We start from the raw sequence: 20,897 nt of genomic DNA on the forward strand, positions 1-20,897 counted from the left end.
TATATTTTATAACAGCTAAAAATCTTTTTAATAACATTCAATTATGCAATGCTCTTACCAGTGCTGCGGTATTTACTAAACGCTCCTTTAAGAACTAAACGCGCCATTAACAGTGCTAAAATAGTACCACAGAGAAGGGTTAACCAATGTGGTAGCACTTGATGTTCATCACCTAATAATGGTGTAACAACAAAGCCAAATTCAGCCACTAAATAATCGGTTAAAAAACCAAATATCAAAGCGACACCTATTACACCAACTAAATAAGCAACCACTGCACGCTTACCAAGCTCATTGGCAACCACGCCAAGCGTCGCGACATTAGTGGCAGGACCTGCCAACATAAAGACTAAAACAGCGCCAGGTGCTACGCCACTTAATAACAAACCAGCTGCAATCGGCGTTGATGCGGTCGCACAAATATACATGGGAATACTAATCACGATCACCACCAGCATAGCCAAAATACCACTGCCCCATTGGGTTAAAAATGATTCTGGTACATAAGTTTGCACTAAGGCTGCAAAGAACAAACCAATCATTAACCACTTCATAGTGTCTGATAGCAATTTGTTACAGCTAAAACTCACTGCCTGTTTCATCTTTTGCCATTGGCTGGCTGGTGCTGCACTTGATGTATCGCAACAACTAGCCTTCTCTTCAACCGCTGCTGGTTTCGTTGAACAGCAACTAACCTTCTCTTCGACCACAGCTGATTTCGTTGAGCAACAACTTATCTTCTCTTCAACTGCTGCTGGTTTAGTTGAACAACAACTAACCTTCTCTTCGACCGCTGCTGATTTCGTTGAGCAACAACTTATCTTCTCTTCGACCACTGCTGATTTCGTTGAACAACAACTTATCTTCTCTTCGACCGTAGCTAGTTTAGTTGAGCTGCAACTTATTGTCGTTGCTCGCTTTTGCTCATTATTAACTTCACTGATGTGATCTGTAGTTTGCGTTTTTTCAGCATCACGCCCCACTAAGACACCAGCGACAATAGCACTGCAAATCGCCGCTATTGGACGAATTATTGCCATAAAAGGACCTAGTAACACATACGATACCGACACCGAATCAACCCCTGTTTCTGGCGTCGATACTAAAAACGCAGTGGTAGCACTTTTTGAAGCGCCTGCACGTCTTAAACCAATTGCAGCAGGTATTACACCGCACGAACATAATGGCATTGGTGCGCCAATTAAAGCAGCTTTAACAGTCGTCCAAAAACCTTCTTTTCCCAAGTGTTTATTTAAGAAATCAGCCGGTAAGTACACATTTAATAACCCAGCTATTAATAAACCGAGCATTAACCAAGGTGCAGATAATAAAAATAACTGCCAAAAATTATTGATTAAGTCCATCAATGTCCTCCAAAGTGGTTAATATCGAACAGTTATCTGCGGGCTCTTTGCCTCCGCAGCACTTATCAGCTAACACGGATAATGATTGATGAAAACGTGTTAATTCAGCAATACGCTCTGCGACTAAGTCACGCTTTTGTATTGTTAAGTTTTTAACTTCATGGCAAGAATGCTGATGTTTTTTAAATTTAATTTGTAATAGTTCTTTGATCTCAGCCAAGCTAAAGCCAACATTTTTAGCGCGCAAAATAAACATCATTTGCTTAAGATCGGTTTGGCTATAATCTCGATAACCTGCTTGCGTTCGCGCTGAAGGCGTTAACAAAGCATGCTTTTCATAGTACCTTAGGGTATCTGTAGAGACACCTAATTGACTGGCAAATTCGCCTATTTTCATCACCGTCTCCAATTAACATATTATCAACTGATGCTGAGTATAAACCTTAGAGTACACACCAAGGTCAAGCATTTATAAATTTTTATTATGAAGGAAAGCTCATGAATATTACTCTTCTCGATACTGCTACGCTTGCAGGCACATCCCTTGAACCTCTTCAAAAACTTGGCAACTTCACTAGTTATTCACTAACCAGTCCAGCACAAGTATTAGCGCATAGTGCAGGCGCTGATGTCTTGATCACCAATAAAGTGGTACTTAATCGCGAAACACTGGCAAAACTCCCTGAATTAAAGCTCATATGTGTAGCCGCAACTGGCACTAACAATGTTGATTTAGTCGCCGCTAAAGAGTTTGGCATTGCCGTTACCAATGTGGCCGGGTATTCAACACCTTCGGTTGTACAACATACCTTTGCACTGATCACCAATTTACTGGGTAATACTCACCGCTACATTGCTGATTGCCAACAAGGGTTATGGCAACAAAGCGAGATGTTCTGCCGCCTTGATTACCGTTTTAATGATATAGGAGGTAAAACTCTGGCAATTATCGGTTATGGTTCGCTTGGTAAAGCTGTTGCGGATGTTGCACGTGCTTTTGGTGCCAATATAGTTATCAGTGAGCGTAAAAACCAAGTAACTAGAGAGGGCCGAACAGAATTTTACCAAGCAATAAAAACAGCTGATATTATTAGTGTACACTGTCCTTTAACCGATGAAAGTCGTGATCTGATTGGTGCTGCTGAACTTGCTATGATGAAACCCAATGCCATTTTAATTAACACCGCGCGCGGTGGTATCGTTAATGAAGCTGATTTAGCCAACGCACTGAGCAATAACCAAATTGCAGGAGCGGGATTTGACGTATTGAGTAAAGAACCAGCTGCGAAGGATAATCCATTGGCCGCTTATCGTGGTGATAATTTAATACTGACTCCACATATTGCATGGGCCAGTGAAGAGTCAATCATTCGCTTAGTAAAGCAAGTCAGCTTAAATATTAGCGCATTTAGCCAAGGTGAAAGTTTAAATAGACTGGTCTAATCAACTAACTTTTAGTTAGTCACGCTATAAAAGGTGGTTAAATATAATGCACCACCTTACAAAAAAATCTAATTCATTGATTTTAAATAACATAAAATATTGGCTAGTTCTTTGCTAGCTAATAGATAAATTAAAATCAATATTTAGTATCCAGGATAAAATAATGAAAAAAGTACTTTTAATTGCCGCGCTTGCAGCCCCTCTTCTTACTGGTTGTGTAATTGCAGTATCCGATGGTGAAGCACAAACACACTGGGCTGGTAATAGTTCAAGCTGGGAAGAACATCATCAATTTAATCGTGAAAGCATCTCAGGGCTCACTTTAGATACCAGCTATCAAAATGTATTAAATAAATTAAAAACTCCCGACTTTACAGAATTATTAAAAAAAGACGGTGATGTATACCAAGTACTATTTTATGCCACCCACAGTATTCACTCTGACGGAAAAATGACAAAAGATGAATGTACTCCACTGGTCTTTAAAAACGAGAAACTGATTGGTGTGGGTGATAGTATTTATAATTCACTTAGCGCCATTTAGACACAAAACTAAAGCAGTAAAGAGTGGAGCATATTCACTCTTTATTTGCTGTAGTAACTGACTTTACTAACTTGCGTCAATAACTCGAGCGATAATTTTATCGCGGCCACTATCTTTAGCTTGATATAAACCTAAATCGGCTTCTTCAAGTAATATATGCTCAGAATAAACTTGACCAAACTCAGTTGTAGCAACCCCAATACTTATCGTAATGTGAGCGGCATTGAGTGATGCTTTATGCGGGATAGCTAGCGTATTAACAGCATCTCTGAGTTTATTAGCAAATTTTAATGCCTCGTGTTGGTTGGTATCGGGTAACACTGCGGCAAATTCTTCTCCACCGTAGCGCGCAACAAAGTCAGTGCCACGCTCACACGCTACAACTAATGCATGTGCAACACGTTTAAGGCAGTCATCCCCGGCACGGTGACCGTAACAATCGTTATAACGCTTAAAATGGTCTATATCTATTAATAGCACCGATAACGGTGTACCAGCTCGACGGCTGCGACGCCATTCTCGCGATAAGCTTTCATCTAAATAACGCCGATTGGGTATTTCTGTCAGCCCATCAATGGAGGCGAGCATTTCTAACAAATCATTTTTTTGCTTAATCAATAATTGATTTCGCACTCGTGCACGTACTATTGCGGGACTAAATGGCTTAGCAATATAGTCCATTGCGCCTAATTCAAACCCTTTTGCTTCATCATCATGGCTTGTATTAGCTGAAATAAAGATAACTGGAATAGCGTGCGTAGTTGAATTTTCTTTTAACTGAATTAATACCTCATAGCCATTAATGCCAGGCATTACAATATCGAGTATAATTAAGTCAACCGCAGTTGATTTAACAAATGTCAGGGCTTTTTCACCACTTTCAACTAAAAATATTTCGTGATCATTCACTAATGTTTTTTCCAACACCAATCGATTTAATGGGTCATCATCAACGATCAGTATTTTGGCTTTCTTCAACATTTACTGAGCCTTGTATTTGAATATATCTATTTACTTGTGCTAGTTCGAACTCTAACTGACTCAGGGATATTTGCCCTACGTCTGGTGTCTTGCGTAGTCTACTTTCTAATTGCTGAGCGGTAGCACTTAGGCGATTAAAGCCAAGATTTCCTGACACACCTTTAATACTATGCACTAACCGTTCCAAAGCTTTTGCTTGCATCGGTACTTTTAATTGCTGCAGATGACTTACACACAACTTAGCAAGTTTATCCAGCATAATCTGCAATAAATCATTATTACCCGAGAATTGTTCTAATGCAAAAGAATGATTATAAAAAACAGCGCCGGTAATTTGTAGTTCATTGATCGCCGCTAATAACGTTGCTGCAACCACTGGTTTTGTTAAATGTTTATTCATACCTACGGCAAGTGAGCGTTGCTCGTCAGCTGCTTCACAATGCGCAGTTAGCGCAAAAATAGGTAATTGCTGTTGTTCATAACTTTGTCGCAATAAAGCGGTTGCTTGTAACCCATCGACTTCTGGCATTTGAATATCCATTAAGATCAGATCAGGCATGACTTGTGCAACCAAATCTATCCCTGCCATCGCCGAAGTTGCTGTCATTACATTAATATGTGCTTGACTTAAAATATTACTAATAATATCTAAATTAAGCTGATTATCATCAATAACTAACACTAGTAAGCCCGCAACGTTGAGTTTACTCTCTGCCGTTGTCAGATTTACATCAGGGCGTTTAGATATCGGCTCAACTTGCTGTATTCGTTGTACTAATGCAGAACTTTTCACGCTGCACATTTGCATACCTTTAAGAGTAGGCAGCGGAGTATTTGGAGCATTTTTAACAACATAAAGCTGCGTGTTATTACTCATCAATGCTGTTTTTATATTGTCTCGCGTTATTACTCTCGGTAGATCAACGTCATTAATGATGATCCGCTGATAATCTGCTAATACAGCGTGGTCTGTTAATTCAGCTAACTCAGAAAATTCTAGCTGTTTTAATGGCGCTAATGCGGTAGGTAAATTAATTCCCCGCTCAGAATGAATCACTAAAGTATTGTGCCAGACGATAGGATCGATTTGAGCGGCAACATTAAAGGTTATAGTAAAGAAAAACTCACTGCCTTGGCCTTTATTGCTGACAACTTTAATTTCAGCTCCCATTAATGCCACTTCGTGTTTGACTATAGCAAGCCCTAAACCAACGCCTTGGTGGGTACGAGTGAGTGATTCGTCGCCTTGCGTAAATGCGTCAAATAATCGACTCTGATCAGCTTTATCAATACCGATCCCGGTGTCGATCACTTTAAAACACAGGGTTTGTTGTGTTGGCGTCAATTCAACGGCTGTTATTTTCAAAGTGATACTGCCATGTTCAGTAAATTTCACGGCATTGGTTAGTAAATTACCGAGCACTTGCTGTAAGCGAATGTAATCGCCGACTAACTGCGGAGCAATTAGCGGATCAATATCGATATTAAAAGCCAACTCTTTTTGCTGGCAGAGCCCTATTAATACACTCTCGCAGCTGTCAACAAGTGCAACTACAGCAAAATCAACTAAATCTAATTGCACTTGGTTATTTTCGATTCGCGCAAAATCAAGCATTCGATTAAGCATGGTTAATAAACTTTGCGCAGCATTTTTTGCTTGAACTGCATGCTGTTGCTGCTGCGCTGTTAAGCCTTGCTGAGTTACCATATCAATAAGGCCTGTCACAGCATGCAGTGGCGTGCGTATTTCATGGCTTAAGTTAGCAATAAATCGGCTTTTGGCCTCGGTTGCCCGCTCGGCATCTTGTTTGGCCTGAGTCAATGCACTGACATCTTGAATATGAATAACATAATAGTAAGGTGCTTGTTGCTCATCCCATACTAAAGAGACACTCAGCTGCCACCAGCAATTTAGCTCTTCTTGTCCTAAAGTAAGATGGTAAACTTTCTTTTTCTCACTCAGCAATAAAGCTAAAAGCGTTGCTATTTCTTGCCACTGTTGCCGTGGAAATAAATCCACTAATAATAAATCCTGCTCAGTTTTATCAATCTTAAAAATCTTTCGCGCAGTTCGATTAAGTTGTAATACTGTCTGTTCAAGTGAAAGTAAAATCACCCCATTAGCTGCATACTCTATGGCGCTGCGAAACTTAGACTCTGACGCTTTTAATGCCAAAAGAGCTTGTTGTTGGGCGGTTATATCCCGGCCAATTCCCATTGAACCTAGTAACTGATTTTGATCGTTATAAAATGGCGCGATGGTTAATTGAAAGGTTTGTAGCTGGGTTTCAAGTCGTTGCTCAGCCTTCATTTTGGTTGTTAAAACTTGTTGCTCTAATTCACTGATCTGGCCATTATCATCACTAATATCACATAACTGCTGACCAACTAACTGCCCTTGCTCAATACCTATGTATTGTTCATAAGCACGATTACATCCTAAGAATGAGCCATCAATGTTTTTAAAATAAATAAGATCTGGCACACTATTGAGCATAGTATTCAATAATGCTAAATGGCGTTCTTTAGCCTCATAACTGCGTGCGAGTTCACGGGTCTTTATTTTTACTTGGTCATCAAGTTCACTATTTGCCTGCTGCAATGAGTTTACCAACTGCTGATTTTTGTTAAGTACCCACTTGATTCGGCTAAACCACGGCTGCCAGTTTGCTGGTATATGATAATTTGAATAATCTTTATAGTGCTCCTCATTTTGTTCAAGATACGCCATTAAATATGTCATGGGTTTCACAAAAATACGCTGGCTTAACCATAACAAGGTACTGAACATCATCACTAAAAACATACTCAAAAAAGTAAGTTCAATTAATACATCAGTTACAATCGGTGAGGCTAATTCATCATGCGATGCAAAATAACCCGCATAAATTGGTAGCTGCTTTTGCGCTTGTAAAAGAGTGAGATTACCCTGATTATCTAATTCTGATGGCGCTTTAGCTGAAGGCCAATACTCCGCTAATGGCGTGTCTTCTTCAATATCGTAAAGTGAGCTGATAATGACGTGCTGCGCACTATTTAAAAATATATATTCGCCACTGCGCGGCGATATTTTTTTTAGCCATTGCGATACTGCCGATAAGTCATAAATCAAAATAATATAATCTTCACCGCCCTGCTCACGCGCACGCCCTATTGATAAGTAGTTTTTACCTGCCACCTCTACTATAGCACTTGATGTCAGTGAATTGTCAGCCAGTGCTGGGCGCAACTGGCCATCCAATACTTGAGTTAACATTAGGCTATCTTCGTCACGACGACGTTTTATATAAACAAAGCCTTGCTCATTAACATAAGCAACTGCCGATAAGGATTGAATTAACGATAATGAGGTATTAAAAGCAGGCCCCAAGGCGATCACTTGCTGCCATTGAGCTATCGCATTAGGAGTGGTCGAAAACTTACCTTGCCCGACAATTTCACCGCCTCCATCAGGGATTTTTCGGTAATAATAATTCTCTTGCTGATTAATATCTTCAAGCCATTGCGGCTCAAATTGATACGACAAAGGTTGCTCGTATAAAGAGAACAGTGTGTTGATCAAGCCATCAGCACCATTCATAGCATGCTCAACTTGCGCTGCTATATTAGCAAAATCCGCTTCACGTTTAGCAACGGCGCGATCTAATTTAATATTATATAAGTGTAAACATAATAGAAAAGCCACCAGCAGCGGCACAATAAGTGCCACAGCCAGTGAACGATAGTAATGTTTTAAAGGTAGAAAATTCAATCTACAATCCGATGCTTGGCGCTAAATTTGTCAACAAGGTTAGCGAGCCAAGTGGGACTGCGCAAGTTATAAATTTTCTTCCGCAAACGATGCTAAACGGCTTCTCACCACACCATTTAAGTTAACCGTGGCGCTGCCTTCAAAATCTTTAAAGCGCTCCACAATATAAGTTAAACCAGAAGTAACTGGAGTTAAGTAGTTACTATCTATTTGCGCAAGGTTACCAGAGCAAATTAACTTAGTACCTTCACCACAACGGGTAATAATAGTTTTCAGCTGTGAGGCGGTAAGGTTTTGGCTTTCATCTAAAATGACCACGGCATTTTGAATGCTGCGACCACGCATAAAGTTAACTGATTTAAACTGTATGTTGGCCTTTTCCATAATATAGTTACGGCTTGAAATAGGATTTTCGTCACCTTTGTGTAATACCTCTAAGGTATCGGTGATCGCAGCTAACCATGGTGCCATTTTTTCCTCTTCGGTACCTGGTAAAAAACCGATCGACTCAGCAATTTCAGGAGTATTTCGGGTGACAATTACCTTATCGTAAATACCTTTTTCAACCACCATTTCCAAAGCACAGGCAAGCGCTAGTAATGTTTTTCCGCATCCTGCAGGACCTGTTAAAATAACTAATTCAATACCGGTATCGAGTAACGCATCCATTGCCATGCCTTGATAAATATTTTTTGGCTTTACTCCCCATGCCGACTGATGCATTAAACGCTCAACACCGATATCTTTGAGCATAATATGCTGCTCATCATAAGATTTGACTCGTGCGGCAAACTGACCGCTGTCATCAAGTAAATATTCATTGCAAAATACATCGGGGATCAAACTTTTTGCCACTTTATGAAACGCATCACGACCATGTTGTTGTGTTTCACATTCGCCCACATGCTGCCAAAAATCGCCAGCAATTTTTTTATAACCACTGGAGAGCAAAGCAATATCATCAATCAGCTGATCGGTACGATAATCTTCAACAAATTTAAGCCCTGCGCCTTTGGCCTTCAAACGCATATTAATATCTTTGGTAACTAACACCACTTTGCTATTAGGATGTTGTTTTTGTAGGTGCACGGCACAATTGATAATACGGTGGTCATTTTCGTTGCCAGGTAAACCTGAGATAGAATCGGCAAATAAATGATCATTAACAATAATAAGTGTGCCAGCCGAAGATGCTTTGGCCTTTTTATTACTAGGTAGAGCGACACCTTTGAGCATTTGTTCTGGTGTGGCATCTTTGAGTACTTCATCCAAACCACGAATGGCCACACGGGCATCACGGCTGACATCATGCTTACGATCTTTTATATGATCCAGTTCCTCTAAAACTGTCATGGGAATTACAACATCGTGTTCTTGGAATGATAAATACGCGAGGGGTTCGTGAAGTAATACATTGGTATCTAGCACATACATTTTACTATCAAGGTTCGAAGCTTTTTCCATAGCACTTTCCTTACGTTTTATGATTTTTATGCTATACACAACTAATCAAGTAAAACGGGTGAACGCTCACCCTGAAAAACTTAATTGCTAGGTATATTCTAAGTTTAGCTTAGATGTCATAAAAGTCTGTTTTATGACAAACCTTTTTTTGTTTTGAATTAATCCTTATTGCAGCAGCTTTAATAGGAATAATTCACAGTTATTAAATTAATTAAAAGTCAGCTGGTTCGTGCCTTGCAGTGGTGTTAGGTAACAGGTAACATAGCCGCCTTTTTCTTCATAGACGAGACATACATGAATTTTTCCTTAGGTCAGCGTTGGATCAGTGATACAGAGTCAGATTTAGGATTAGGCACAGTGGTTGCCCTTGAGGGCCGTCAGGTCAGCATTTTATTTCCCGCCAGTGGCGAAAACCGTGTTTACTCAATGCTAGAAGCACCGGTTACCCGTGTGGCATTTAATCCTGGTGATGTGATCAAAAGCGTTGAAGAATGGGAACTTGAAGTCGAGTCAATTGAACCTATCGGTGATTTACTTTGTTATCACGGCACTCGTATTGATAACGGTGAAAAAGCAAAATTAAAAGAAACGTTTTTAGATCACTTCATCAAATTTAATAAACCACAAGACCGCTTATTTGCCGGTCAAGTTGACCGTTTTGATCGCTATACATTGCGCTATCAAACATGGCAACACCAGTTTGAACGCCAACAATCACCTATTAAGGGTTTGATTGGTCAGCGCGCAAGCTTAATTCCGCATCAGCTTTATATTGCACAAGAGGTCGGTAAACGGTTTGCTCCTCGAGTATTATTGTCTGATGAAGTAGGCCTTGGTAAAACCATTGAAGCAGGGATGATTTTACATCAACAAATTATCAGTGGTCGCGCAAGCCGAGTGCTCATCGTAGTGCCGGAGAACTTGCAGCATCAGTGGTTAGTTGAAATGCTGCGTCGCTTTAATTTACACTTTTCAATTTTTGATGAAGAGCGTTGCGATGAAGCATTTGCCGACTCACCAAATGTATTCGACACTGAACAGTTAGTACTAACTAGCCTTGAGTTTTTAACCAAGAAAAAACGCTGGTTTGAACAAGCAACAATGGCTGATTGGGATTTACTGATTGTTGATGAAGCGCATCATTTAAGTATTACCAACGGTAAACCAAGCACTGAATATCAACGTATGGCTGAGCTTAGCCAAGATATTCCAGGGCTGATACTATTAACAGCAACACCGGATCAACTTGGTCACCGCAGCCACTTTGCGCGCCTACAGTTACTCGATCCTGATCGCTTTTATGACTACGATGCCTTTGTTGCTGAAGAAAGTAACTATAAGCATGTGGCAGAGGCTGCTAATCAATTATTACAACAGCAAGCCCTTGATGACAACGCCAAAGCCACGCTAATTGAGCTGTTAAAAGAAACCGACATCAGTAAGGTGCTTGAACAAGCGCAAAATGGCGATGCAGCGGCCCGTAAAGAGATTTTGGCGATGTTATTAGATCGCCATGGCACAGGCCGTATTTTGTTTAGAAATAGCCGTAGCGGCATTGACGGCTACCCTAGTCGCAAACTACACGCCTACCCGATGGCGATGCCGAAACAATATAAAACGGCAATTTCAGTATTGGGCAATATGAGCGGCATTAAAAATGCAGAGCTTAGCGCGCAACGCGCCCTATTCCCTGAAAAAATATTCCAAGAGTTTGAAGGCGAAAGCGCTAGCTGGGGACAATTTGATCCTCGAGTAGAATGGTTGATCGACACCCTAAAAACCCTTAAACGGGAAAAAGTCCTGCTTATTTGTGCTAAAGCCGAAACCGCTATCAGCCTTGAGCAAATCCTGCGTGAACGCGAAGCGATTAAAGCCTCAGTGTTCCATGAAGGCATGACAATTATTGAGCGAGATCGCGCCGCCGCATTCTTTGCTGATGAATACGACAATGCACAAATATTATTGTGCTCTGAAATTGGTTCAGAAGGTCGTAACTTCCAATTTGCTCATCACTTAGTGTTATTTGATTTACCACTGAACCCAGATTTACTTGAGCAACGTATTGGTCGCCTTGACCGTATTGGCCAAACTCAAGATATCAACATCCATGTACCGTACTTTGAAAACAGCGCACAAGAAGTATTACTGCGTTGGTATAACGAAGGCTTAGATGCCTTTGAAACCACCTCAAGCACCGGGCAACTTTTGTATAAAGAGTTTAAAGATGAGCTACTTGAGTTTATTGCCGCCCATAACTGTGATGAAGAAGAGCTAGAGCCATTACTAGGGCAAGTAGCCGGTCAAAACGCAGTCCTGCGTAAACAAATGGAAAGCGGGCGTGACCGTTTGCTTGAGTTACACTCATCAGGCCAAGGTGCAGCAGACTCGCTGGTTGTTGATATTGAAAAACTAGACAACCAGTTTGAACTACCAAGTTATATGATCAACGTGTTTGATACCTTTGGCGTTAGCCAAGAAGACAAAGGTGAAAATACTATTATCTTAAAGCCAACTGAGCATATGCTAAATCCGTCATTCCCAAGTTTAAAAGATGACGGCATGACAGTCACATTTGACCGTGACACTGCACTTGCACAAGAAGATGTGCATTTCATCAGCTGGGATCACCCTATGGTGCAAGGCACCTTAGACATGATCTGTGATGATGACTTTGGTACTGCGTCAGTCGCATTACTTAAAAACAAAAAATTACCACCAGGCACCTTTTTTGTTGAGCTAATTTACGTAGCAGCAGCCATGGCACCAAAAGCGCTGCAAGTTGGCCGCTTTTTACCGCCGACGCCGATTCGTATTTTGCTCGACAAAGCCAGTAATAACCTAGGCGATAATGTAGGTTTTGATGGCTTTAATCAGCAGCTTTCTGCGGTAGGCCGTCAAACAGCCAGTAAACTTGCTGGAGCACTACAAAGTGCGATTCACCCAATGCTTAAAACAGCACAAGAAATGGCGCAAACTAAGTTAGAAGTCATTCGCACTGCGGCGCTTGAGCAAATGCAACAATCGCTCAGTGAAGAGCAGGCGCGTTTAGCTGCTTTAAAACAGATAAACCCAAATATTCGTGAAGAAGAGCTTACCTTCTACGACAAGCAACGCACTGAACTAACAACTTATATTGGCAAAGCCCAGCTGCAACTAGATGCCATTCGCTTAATTGTGGTATCACATTGATTTGAGAGCTGAGCTTTAAGTTATAAGCTGTAAGTTTTAAGTTTAAAAAAGCGCGGTGTATTAAGTTACAGCGCGCTTTTTTATTACATGTTACGCTGAAAACCCACGCCAACAAGATATTGCCTATTCGTAGCAGCGATTTTATATCACGACAGAGGTTGTTTCGAGGCTGAATGTTATCCCGTACTTACACTTTGCATTTGCGCGGGGTAAACCCGCGCCTACAAAATACTGCCCATTCGTAGCAGCGATTTTATATCACGACAGAGGTTGTTTCGAGGCTGAATGTTATCCCGTACTTACACTTTGCATTTGCGCGGGATAAACCCGCGCCTACAAGATATTACAAATTTGTAGCAGCGATTTTATATCGCGACAGGAGTTGTTTCGCGGCTAATTTTACCCCGAGCTTACACTTTTCATTTGCGCGCGGTAAACCACCCACGCCTACATATTGGTAGCAGCGAGTTTACCTCGCGATAAAGCCCATTATTTACCACTGAGGGCACAAAGGCGCTTCGCGCTACACAGAGAAACCAAAGTAAAAAATCACTTATTTCTTCTCTGTGTTCTCGGTGGTGAATTAATCACTGAACGAACTTTAATCTAATTGCGCGGGGTAAACCCGCGCCTACGAGATATTGCACATCCCGTAGCAGCGATTTTATATCGCGATTTTTCGAGGTACAACATGGGGAAAACAAATTACTCAGGTCTGCCTTTATTGCGCTTACCTAATAAATACGCGTCGCGAAACTTCATAAAATGCTGTTCAAGCTTAGTTGCTGCATCAACCTCCCCAGCTAGTGCTAAAACCATAATGGCCACTTCAGCGGTGCCAAGTTGGTGTGCGTGAGGGGCTACACGTAAGCGATAATCTGACAGTTTTTCTGCGGTAATTGAGAGGACTGGCAACTCGTCTAAATACGGGCTTTTGCGGATCATTTTTTTCGCTTCACGCCATGTGCCATCTAAAAAGATAAACAAGGGACGTTTATTAGACTGGTGTTGTACATCAGTAATAACGCGTGCGGTATCTTCAACATCTGTAGCAGGAAAGATCACCATAGGTTGATATTGCGGGTCATTTAATAAGGCTAATAGTTTATCGTCAGGATCAGTTCTGTCCCAACGAAAAGCATGATTATCAGGAATAATTTCAGCAATTAATCGCCCTGTATTAGAGGGTTTAAAACTCTCGTTGTGATACATAAGTAAGCATACCGCCGCATGACTATCAGCCTGCTCTACACCATCACAAATACAGTAATGTTTCGCGATTAAGCATCGTTCACAGCGATCCATTTTACCGCCACGGGCATTAAACTCACGACGAGACTCACTAATTTGTTGAGCGCGTAAAACCAGTACTGAATTACTTGAGGTATTAGTCACTACGATTACCTATAAATTGATCGGCGCGTATTGTAGCTAAAATCAAAATGAATTGATATCTGCTATCAAAACGTTGCACCTCTGTTTTAAGCGTCAAGTAAAAGTACTTACTAACTAAATATTATGGCAGTTAAACAATTAAAGGGCTCCAATCAAAAATAAACTGTTATCAATAAATTACTGGTTACTCATGCTCAATGAAGCATTGATTCCAGCAAATATAATATCAAGCGATCCATCAACATCATCAACTGTTAATTGAGCTGTACTATCACAACTCATCGACATAGAAAAACCATGTAAATAATCAGCAAGTAAATTTAGTGAAGCCTTTTCTGCTGATACTTCCAGATTTAAATCCTTTGTAATTATTTTAAATCTATCAATAAAAACGTTAGCTGGGCTTGTAGAATTCATAGACAACAATGTTTGCAGCAAACCATCATATTTACTTAAAAGTGCAACATAGCTTTTTGAGAGCTTTCGTAACTCTACCTCCCACTCTAAATCATTCTTAGGTATATACATCTCAAAAATTAGAGATGTTGTTAGCTCTTCTAACAGCACGTTTTTATTTTTAAAATAATAATATATTGCCATTGCATCTACATGAAGCTCTGCCGACAAAGATCGAATACTCGGTATCTTACCGCTTGTTAACATCAGTTTTTTAGCCGTTTTTATTATTTCCTCACCGCTTAATACCTTTGATTCTTTTTGCGGCCGGCCTCTTTTTTTAACCGTCATAACCCTGCCTAATTTATTGAAGTTTACAAAAATATTCTACAGTGTAGAATATTCGATATTAATATAGAGTCAACATAAGAGACAACTATGGCTAATTTAGCATTTATAGCAACAAGTTTGGATGGCTACATTGCAGATAAAAATAATGAAATTGATTGGTTATATTCAATCCCCAACCCTAATAATTTAGATATGGGATTTGTTAAGCATATGCAAAGTATTGATGCCTTAGTTATGGGCCGCAACACATTTGAATTAGTGTTAACGCTAGAATGTGAATGGCCATATTCAAAGCCTGTATTTGTTTTAAGTAATACCCTAAGCAGTGTGCCAGCAAGCTGTGAAGGTAAATTTTCTATAGTAAAAGGTGATTTACGAGAGTTAACTACAAAACTTCAAGATGATGGCTATAAAAATTTATATATAGATGGCGGTGTGACAATTCAAAACTTCCTAAAAGATGATCTGATAGACGAAATGATAATTACCACAATTCCTGTTTTATTAGGTGCTGGTATTTCGTTATTTGGTCAGCTGAAAGATACTCTCGAATTTCGATGCATAAAGTCTGAAGTATTCCCTCATGGTATTAGTCAAAGTCATTTTAAAAGACACAGAATATAATTTAAAACAGTTAAAATTCCTTTCCTCCTCCCCTCTCAAGTTAATATTTTAATTTACGATTGAGTAAGTCTGTAGGGAGAAACCCCCTCATACAAACTTACTCAATTTTGATTAGCTGGTATTCAGCCTCAAAGCAAAAATGTCACATTACAGAATAAAGGTAGCAACTTTTTCGTTTAAGTCAGTTGCGCGATCTTTAAGCATTTTGGCTTGACTTAAATGAGTCATCGCCGACGAAGTGATTTCATCAGTGACATCTTTTATCGCGACCGTGTTTCTGGTTATCTCATTTGTTACTTGAGTTTGCTCCTCGGCTGCAACGGCAATTTGTCCCGCCATATCGGAGATCTCATTCACTGCTTGAGTAATCTCTTCTAAAGCTTGTGCTGCGGCGTTGACATCGTGAACACTATTATTAGCTAAACTTTTACTGCTATCCATCAAGCTAACCGCTTTTTTAGTGGTATTTTGCAACGTTTCAATCGTGGTATAAATCTCTGCAGTAGAGTTTTGAGTTCGATGTGATAACACCCGAACTTCGTCTGCGACAACTGCAAAACCACGGCCTTGCTCGCCGGCACGCGCCGCTTCAATCGCAGCATTTAATGCTAGTAAATTAGTTTGCTCTGCAATCTCCTGAATCGTCGTTAAAATACTTGAGATTGCTTGTGCATGCAGGCTCAGCTCACTGATCACTACTGTGGTTTCATCAATTTCTGATGCCAATGAGTTAATCGTGGTTCTGGTTTTATCAACTAAGCTTTTCCCCTGAATACTGCTTTGCGCCGACTGCTGGGATGCGGCAGCGGTATTTTCAGCGTTAGCTGCAATTTCATGAGTAGCACTGGACATCTCTGTAACTGCGGTAGCAACCATTGTAACTTCTTGCTGTTGGCGCTGTAGTTCATTAACGCTTGATTGATTGGTTAACAGACTTTTCTCTGCATCTGAGTCTAGATCAGTCGCTAGTTGACGAATATGACCGATCAGCTGATGTTGACTACTTACAAAACTATTAAAGCTATCAGCTAACATGCCGACTTCGTCTTGGCTGTCGACTGTAATACGCTGAGTTAAATCACCATTGCCTGCAGCAATACGAGATAACGCTTGCGACACGCGACTTAGTGGCCCTAGTAGCAAACTTAACAACCAAGAAATAGATAATACACTAATGATCAGTGCTAACGTTGCCAGTCCTAACTGGGTGACCATCAAGCTTACTAATGGTGCCTCTAACGTTTGTTTGTCGAGTACAAAAACTAGCTGCCAATCTGTATTTTGGATTTTTTCCCCCCAAAGTAGCTTATCCCGAGCTTCAGTTTCAAAATAAACAGGCGTAAGTTGGCCTGTTTGGCTACTTGATTCGATTAGTCGGCTGCTTAATTTAGTCTCAATATTGGTAATTTTACCCATCAATTTACTTGAGTCTTTATAGGCGATCACAGTACCGTCTTCATGCATCATGATGGCATAACCGTTTGCCGGTAGAGACATATTGCTAACGCTATCGACAATACTCGCAATTGACACATCACCGCCAACCACACCATTGCGCACTGGATGAGCTATGGTAACGACCAATAGATTAAAGGCCACATCCAAATAAGGCTTGGTAATTATGCTGCTACGAGCTTGTTGTGACTGCTGATACCAAGGACGTGTTCTAGGATCATAACCTGAGCGGTCAATACTGGGATCAGAGTCCACCATCAGCCCGTCGCGGTTACCAAAATAGGTTAATTGAAAATCGCCAGATACCTGTGCTTGCTGCAATGCATTAAGCGTATCACCTTCGACTTTAGTGGCGACAGAAGCGATCACTCGCTGACGATCGGTTAACCATGCTTCGATACGCGCGGCTTGCTGTTTACCTGCTTGCCTCACACTATCAACACTGTTTTGCAGTAACAACGCTTTTTGCGTGGAGTAGCTATACCATGACAATAATACAACAACAATTACGAGGGCGAGAACAACCGATAATAATATTTTTTTCTTTAGTGAATATGAATTCATATTGAGTGCTAATACTGACTTTAATTAAATTGAAATACGGATATAAATACAGCTTGGGGTTAGCTTAATTTAGAGTATGAATTGAGAGACAATTCTCAATCTTGTTCTATTTTCGCATACAAGATTTAAATAATAAATTAAAATCAAAGATTTAAGAGAATATAAAAAGAAGCATTATTAATTCAATGTAAAACTTAAATTAATAACCTAACGAGTGTAAATAAATAGCACGGTATAAATACTGCACGTATATTATTATTTAAAATAATTGTAACGCCTAGTCATTATATTAAATTAAGCAAAAGTAATAAGCCGTGACGACGGAGCAGTCACCCTGTATGAAATCCATATTATAGCTCTACTTTTCTGATCATCATCTGTGAAAGGGTTTAACAGGGTTTTTCTAGTCAACGGTTTATCTTCTTCATTAATTTTTAGTAGTAACGCTTTTCCATCAATCTCAGCGCTTGTAATACTAGTATCAAAGTAGATTGGTTGTCTTGCTTTTTGCCACTTATGACTTAAAACTTGTAACTTCCCTAAACGCAAAAAGCCCCGCATTTTCATGCAGGGCTTTTAATAATTTTGTAAAACTGTGATTAACTCATTGCAGCTTGTAACTTTTTCATTGCTGTTTTTTCAAGTTGACGAACACGCTCTGCAGATACGCTGTATTTTTCAGCCAGTTCTTGCAGTGTTGCTTTATCGTCTGATAACCAACGAGCACTAACAATGTCTTGTGAACGTTCATCTAGGGTTTTTAACGCACTAAATAAACGTGTATGAGATTGCTCTTGATATTGTTGCTGTTCAACTTCTTCAGCTAAATCATTACTGCCATCAGTTAAGTATTGCACAGGCGAATAGGTACTAGTTGGTGCGTCATCGCTGTCGTCACCGGTTAAATCAAAGCCCATGTCTTGGCCGCTCATGCGCGATTCCATTTCACGAACTTCTTTTTCACTCACACCTAGCTCACTCGCTACGGTAGCAACTTCAGCTTGGTTAAACCAACCTAAACGTTTTTTGTTTTTACGAAGATTAAAAAACAATTTGCGTTGCGCTTTAGTGGTCGCAACTTTAACAATGCGCCAGTTTTTAAGTACAAATTCGTGTATTTCGGCTTTGATCCAATGCACTGCAAATGAAACCAAACGTACGCCCACTGATGGGTCAAAACGTTTTACTGCTTTCATCAGGCCGATATTGCCTTCTTGGATCAAATCAGCTTGCGGTAGACCGTAACCTGAGTAACCTTTAGCTATATGTGCAACAAAACGAAGGTGAGACATGATGAGTTGCTTTGCAGCGTTAAGATCGCCATCTTCCTGTAAGCGAGTCGCTAACTCTTTTTCTTGCTCAGCACCTAGCATAGGTATAGTGCTTACCGCTTGAAGGTAACCGTCCATACTTGCGCTTTGCTGTCCAACTGTGAGTGCCATTGCGTATAAATCTTTACTCATTTTTCACCTCAGTGATAAACATTTGAAACCATCTTAGCACTCTTTCACTTAGAGTGCTAACTTCAATGTAAAACTTTTTTTCGATTGAAGCAAGTGGTTTTTTCAGTGTTTTTTATTCTACTTTAAACGCCTGAATAAGCGATGAATTCTAGCTTTGCGGTGAGTTGGTTATGATAAAGCAATTCACCACAACCAACTTAATCAATGATTATAAAAAATAATTGTTACACTTTATCGGGTTCGATTTCTTTTATATATCGATTAACAGATAAGTAGGAGCCAACAAACCCTAAGCTGGTTGCAAGCAGCACTAACGCACCAAACTCGCCTAAGCTTAAGCCGATTAAATTAAAGTTAGTTTGATACACTCCAGCGACTTGGGTGACTGCAGATCCAAGCCACCACATCATGAGGGCCACACATATAAAAGCAAACAAACCACCAACAATGCCATACCAAATGCCGGTCCATAAAAATGGCGCATGAATAAAGGTATTGGTTGCACCGACTAGCTTCATCACTTGGATCTCTTCTTTCTTATCCATAATTGATAAGCGAATAGTGTTGCCTATGATCAAAGTTACCGAAGTCAGTAATAACAACGCGATGGTGATCACGCTTTCTTTTAACAGGCTTAATAATGCATTTAAACGTTCAAGCCAGGCAATATCTAATTTACCAAAATCGACTTCACGCTCTGCTTCAAGCTTTTTTAATAATGCTTGCGCGGCGTTTGGTTGACGATGGCGAGAAGTCGGCGTGACGATAACAACATCTGGCAGAGGATTGCTATCTAAATATTCAAGTGCTTGGCCAAACCCTGATACTTCTTTAAATTCAATGAGCGCATTTTGTTTAGAAATAAAAGTGACATTATCAATTTCAGGGTAGAGTGCTAAGCGTTTAACAAGCGTTTGTGTTTCTTGTTCACTCATAGATTCTTTTACAAATAATGAAATCTCTGCAGCTTCTTCAAAGCCACTGCTGACCTGCTGCACATTTTTAACCACTAAATACAAGGTCGCTGGTAAGGTTAAACTTAAACCCAACACCGCAATGGTCATCATTGACGCCATCGGTGTGCGCCACATTTCGCCTAGGCTATATACACCTTGGCGAAATATATTCAGCACAAAGAAATATCCGGCTGCAAAAACTGATTTTTTTACTCGTTCATTTTGGCTTTTTCGGCCTTTGAATAACAAACTCATAGTGTTGCCTCTGCCAATGGATCTTGACTCATGCGACCATCTTTTAAGGTTAAGCTACGGTATTTCATTCGCGAGATCAGCCCTAAATCATGGGTGGCAATTAAGACTGTAGTGCCATGATTATTAAATTCTTCAAACAAACGCAAGATATCCATGGAAAGCTCAGGATCTAGGTTACCTGTTGGTTCATCTGCAAGTAATAATGGCGGAGAGTTTACAATTGCCCGGGCAATCCCAACTCGCTGTTGTTCACCACCAGAGAGTGTTGAAGGGTGGCATTTTACTTTATCTAGCAAGCCAACTTTATCAAGTGCGCCATGCACACGCTTTTCAATTTGCTTATGATGCGTACCTTCGATAATTAGCGGCAAGGCAACATTATCAAAAATAGTGTGGCGCTCTAATAAACGGTGGTTTTGAAATATGATACCAATATCACGGCGGACATAAGGAATTTGCCGCGATTTTACTGCATTTAAATCAACGCCATTAATAAAAACATGACCCGCCGACGGGCGTTCCATTAAACTAATGAGTTTAAGTAAGGTACTTTTACCAGCACCACTGTGACCAGTTAAAAAAGCCAATTCACCCGGTTTAACATGAAAATTAACTTTTTCCAGTGCTCGGTGACCACCGGGATATGTTTTGCTGACTTGCTGAAAATTTATCATTTTAGTTATCAATCATCCACAGCTGAAA

Annotated in this window: 16 protein-coding genes; 4 read left to right on the forward strand and 12 right to left on the reverse strand. The window is 40.2% G+C overall.

Annotated elements, in window-relative coordinates; translation table 11 throughout:
* Window positions 1-41 precede the first annotated feature (41 nt).
* Together H5182_RS04820 and zntR are read right to left on the reverse strand one after the other, a co-directional pair.
* Window positions 42-1,364 (reverse strand): SO_0444 family Cu/Zn efflux transporter, encoded by a 1,323-nt coding sequence (locus H5182_RS04820; RefSeq protein ID WP_182759610.1) that lies wholly within the window; start codon window positions 1,362-1,364, stop codon window positions 42-44.
* Entirely contained in the window at window positions 1,348-1,761 is a 414-nt protein-coding gene (zntR, locus tag H5182_RS04825) for a Zn(2+)-responsive transcriptional regulator (protein WP_145234897.1), read from the reverse strand. Before zntR ends, H5182_RS04820 begins: the two co-directional genes overlap by 17 nt.
* 101 nt (window positions 1,762-1,862) lie before the next feature.
* On the opposite strand from zntR, the gene H5182_RS04830 reads away from it, so the two are divergent.
* On the forward strand, window positions 1,863-2,807 hold the full coding sequence (locus H5182_RS04830) for a D-2-hydroxyacid dehydrogenase (RefSeq protein WP_182759611.1): 945 nt from the start codon (window positions 1,863-1,865) through the stop codon (window positions 2,805-2,807).
* A gap of 163 nt (window positions 2,808-2,970) precedes the next feature.
* Window positions 2,971-3,351, forward strand: coding sequence for a DUF3192 domain-containing protein (locus tag H5182_RS04835; RefSeq protein ID WP_145234895.1), 381 nt, complete (start codon window positions 2,971-2,973; stop codon window positions 3,349-3,351).
* Window positions 3,352-3,417: 66 nt separating this feature from the next.
* On the opposite strand, the gene H5182_RS04840 is transcribed toward H5182_RS04835, so the two are convergent.
* The 3 genes from H5182_RS04840 to H5182_RS04850 all read right to left on the reverse strand — a co-directional run bounded on the left by H5182_RS04840 (window position 3,418) and on the right by H5182_RS04850 (window position 9,547).
* Complete coding sequence (locus H5182_RS04840; RefSeq protein WP_182759612.1) at window positions 3,418-4,332, reverse strand: diguanylate cyclase; 915 nt, start codon at window positions 4,330-4,332, stop codon at window positions 3,418-3,420.
* A complete protein-coding gene (locus H5182_RS04845; RefSeq protein WP_182759613.1) occupies window positions 4,301-8,083 on the reverse strand; it encodes a PAS domain-containing hybrid sensor histidine kinase/response regulator in 3,783 nt (1,260 codons plus the stop codon). The genes H5182_RS04840 and H5182_RS04845 overlap by 32 nt, the downstream gene beginning before the upstream one ends.
* Before the next feature lie 66 nt (window positions 8,084-8,149).
* Window positions 8,150-9,547 carry a PhoH family protein gene (locus H5182_RS04850; protein ID WP_182731327.1) on the reverse strand — a complete coding sequence of 466 codons (1,398 nt, stop codon included), beginning with the start codon at window positions 9,545-9,547 and terminating at the stop codon, window positions 8,150-8,152.
* A gap of 294 nt (window positions 9,548-9,841) precedes the next feature.
* Between H5182_RS04850 and rapA the strand changes: the two genes are divergently transcribed.
* Entirely contained in the window at window positions 9,842-12,736 is a 2,895-nt protein-coding gene (gene rapA, locus H5182_RS04855; RefSeq protein WP_182759614.1) for an RNA polymerase-associated protein RapA, read from the forward strand.
* Window positions 12,737-13,441: 705 nt separating this feature from the next.
* Here the strand turns inward: rapA and H5182_RS04860 are convergent.
* Both H5182_RS04860 and H5182_RS04865 read right to left on the reverse strand, forming a co-directional pair.
* Complete coding sequence (locus H5182_RS04860) at window positions 13,442-14,131, reverse strand: tRNA-uridine aminocarboxypropyltransferase (protein ID WP_182759615.1); 690 nt, start codon at window positions 14,129-14,131, stop codon at window positions 13,442-13,444.
* 177 nt (window positions 14,132-14,308) lie between these two features.
* Window positions 14,309-14,878, reverse strand: coding sequence for a TetR/AcrR family transcriptional regulator (locus H5182_RS04865; RefSeq protein ID WP_145234818.1), 570 nt, complete (start codon window positions 14,876-14,878; stop codon window positions 14,309-14,311).
* 87 nt (window positions 14,879-14,965) lie between these two features.
* Between H5182_RS04865 and H5182_RS04870 the strand changes: the two genes are divergently transcribed.
* Window positions 14,966-15,502 carry a dihydrofolate reductase family protein gene (locus tag H5182_RS04870; RefSeq protein ID WP_182731324.1) on the forward strand — a complete coding sequence of 179 codons (537 nt, stop codon included), beginning with the start codon at window positions 14,966-14,968 and terminating at the stop codon, window positions 15,500-15,502.
* A 147-nt stretch (window positions 15,503-15,649) separates the two neighbouring features.
* Here the strand turns inward: H5182_RS04870 and H5182_RS04875 are convergent, their stop codons facing one another.
* From H5182_RS04875 to ftsE, 5 genes are all read right to left on the reverse strand, one after another.
* Window positions 15,650-17,521, reverse strand: a complete 1,872-nt coding sequence (locus H5182_RS04875; protein ID WP_182759616.1) for a methyl-accepting chemotaxis protein — start codon at window positions 17,519-17,521, stop codon at window positions 15,650-15,652.
* A 294-nt stretch (window positions 17,522-17,815) separates the two neighbouring features.
* Window positions 17,816-18,088 carry a hypothetical protein gene (locus H5182_RS22165; RefSeq protein WP_220497072.1) on the reverse strand — a complete coding sequence of 91 codons (273 nt, stop codon included), beginning with the start codon at window positions 18,086-18,088 and terminating at the stop codon, window positions 17,816-17,818.
* 32 nt (window positions 18,089-18,120) lie between these two features.
* Window positions 18,121-18,984 carry an RNA polymerase sigma factor RpoH gene (rpoH, locus tag H5182_RS04880; RefSeq protein ID WP_145234811.1) on the reverse strand — a complete coding sequence of 288 codons (864 nt, stop codon included), beginning with the start codon at window positions 18,982-18,984 and terminating at the stop codon, window positions 18,121-18,123.
* Between the two features lie 224 nt (window positions 18,985-19,208).
* A complete protein-coding gene (ftsX, locus tag H5182_RS04885; protein WP_145234809.1) occupies window positions 19,209-20,195 on the reverse strand; it encodes a permease-like cell division protein FtsX in 987 nt (328 codons plus the stop codon).
* Window positions 20,192-20,869, reverse strand: a complete 678-nt coding sequence (ftsE, locus tag H5182_RS04890; protein ID WP_064665448.1) for a cell division ATP-binding protein FtsE — start codon at window positions 20,867-20,869, stop codon at window positions 20,192-20,194. Before ftsE ends, ftsX begins: the two co-directional genes overlap by 4 nt.
* Between the last annotated feature and the right edge of the window lie 28 nt (window positions 20,870-20,897).

The organism is Pseudoalteromonas sp. SG44-17 (genome assembly GCF_014164235.1).
GTDB lineage: Bacteria > Pseudomonadota > Gammaproteobacteria > Enterobacterales > Alteromonadaceae > Pseudoalteromonas > Pseudoalteromonas rhizosphaerae.

Excerpts from the sequence above, each read along its gene's own strand:
- H5182_RS04835 (WP_145234895.1), top strand. The coding sequence starts at position 2,971 with ATGAAAAAAGTACTTTTAATTGCCGCGCTTGCAGCCCCTCTTCTTACT.
- H5182_RS04840 (WP_182759612.1), bottom strand. The coding sequence starts at position 4,332 with ATGTTGAAGAAAGCCAAAATACTGATCGTTGATGATGACCCATTAAAT.
- ftsE (WP_064665448.1), bottom strand. The coding sequence starts at position 20,869 with ATGATAAATTTTCAGCAAGTCAGCAAAACATATCCCGGTGGTCACCGA.
- H5182_RS04865 (WP_145234818.1), bottom strand. The coding sequence starts at position 14,878 with ATGACGGTTAAAAAAAGAGGCCGGCCGCAAAAAGAATCAAAGGTATTA.
- H5182_RS04870 (WP_182731324.1), top strand. The coding sequence starts at position 14,966 with ATGGCTAATTTAGCATTTATAGCAACAAGTTTGGATGGCTACATTGCA.
- H5182_RS04820 (WP_182759610.1), bottom strand. The coding sequence starts at position 1,364 with ATGGACTTAATCAATAATTTTTGGCAGTTATTTTTATTATCTGCACCT.
- H5182_RS04850 (WP_182731327.1), bottom strand. The coding sequence starts at position 9,547 with ATGGAAAAAGCTTCGAACCTTGATAGTAAAATGTATGTGCTAGATACC.
- zntR (WP_145234897.1), bottom strand. The coding sequence starts at position 1,761 with ATGAAAATAGGCGAATTTGCCAGTCAATTAGGTGTCTCTACAGATACC.
- H5182_RS22165 (WP_220497072.1), bottom strand. The coding sequence starts at position 18,088 with ATGAAAATGCGGGGCTTTTTGCGTTTAGGGAAGTTACAAGTTTTAAGT.
- ftsX (WP_145234809.1), bottom strand. The coding sequence starts at position 20,195 with ATGAGTTTGTTATTCAAAGGCCGAAAAAGCCAAAATGAACGAGTAAAA.
- H5182_RS04875 (WP_182759616.1), bottom strand. The coding sequence starts at position 17,521 with ATGAATTCATATTCACTAAAGAAAAAAATATTATTATCGGTTGTTCTC.
- rapA (WP_182759614.1), top strand. The coding sequence starts at position 9,842 with ATGAATTTTTCCTTAGGTCAGCGTTGGATCAGTGATACAGAGTCAGAT.
- H5182_RS04830 (WP_182759611.1), top strand. The coding sequence starts at position 1,863 with ATGAATATTACTCTTCTCGATACTGCTACGCTTGCAGGCACATCCCTT.
- rpoH (WP_145234811.1), bottom strand. The coding sequence starts at position 18,984 with ATGAGTAAAGATTTATACGCAATGGCACTCACAGTTGGACAGCAAAGC.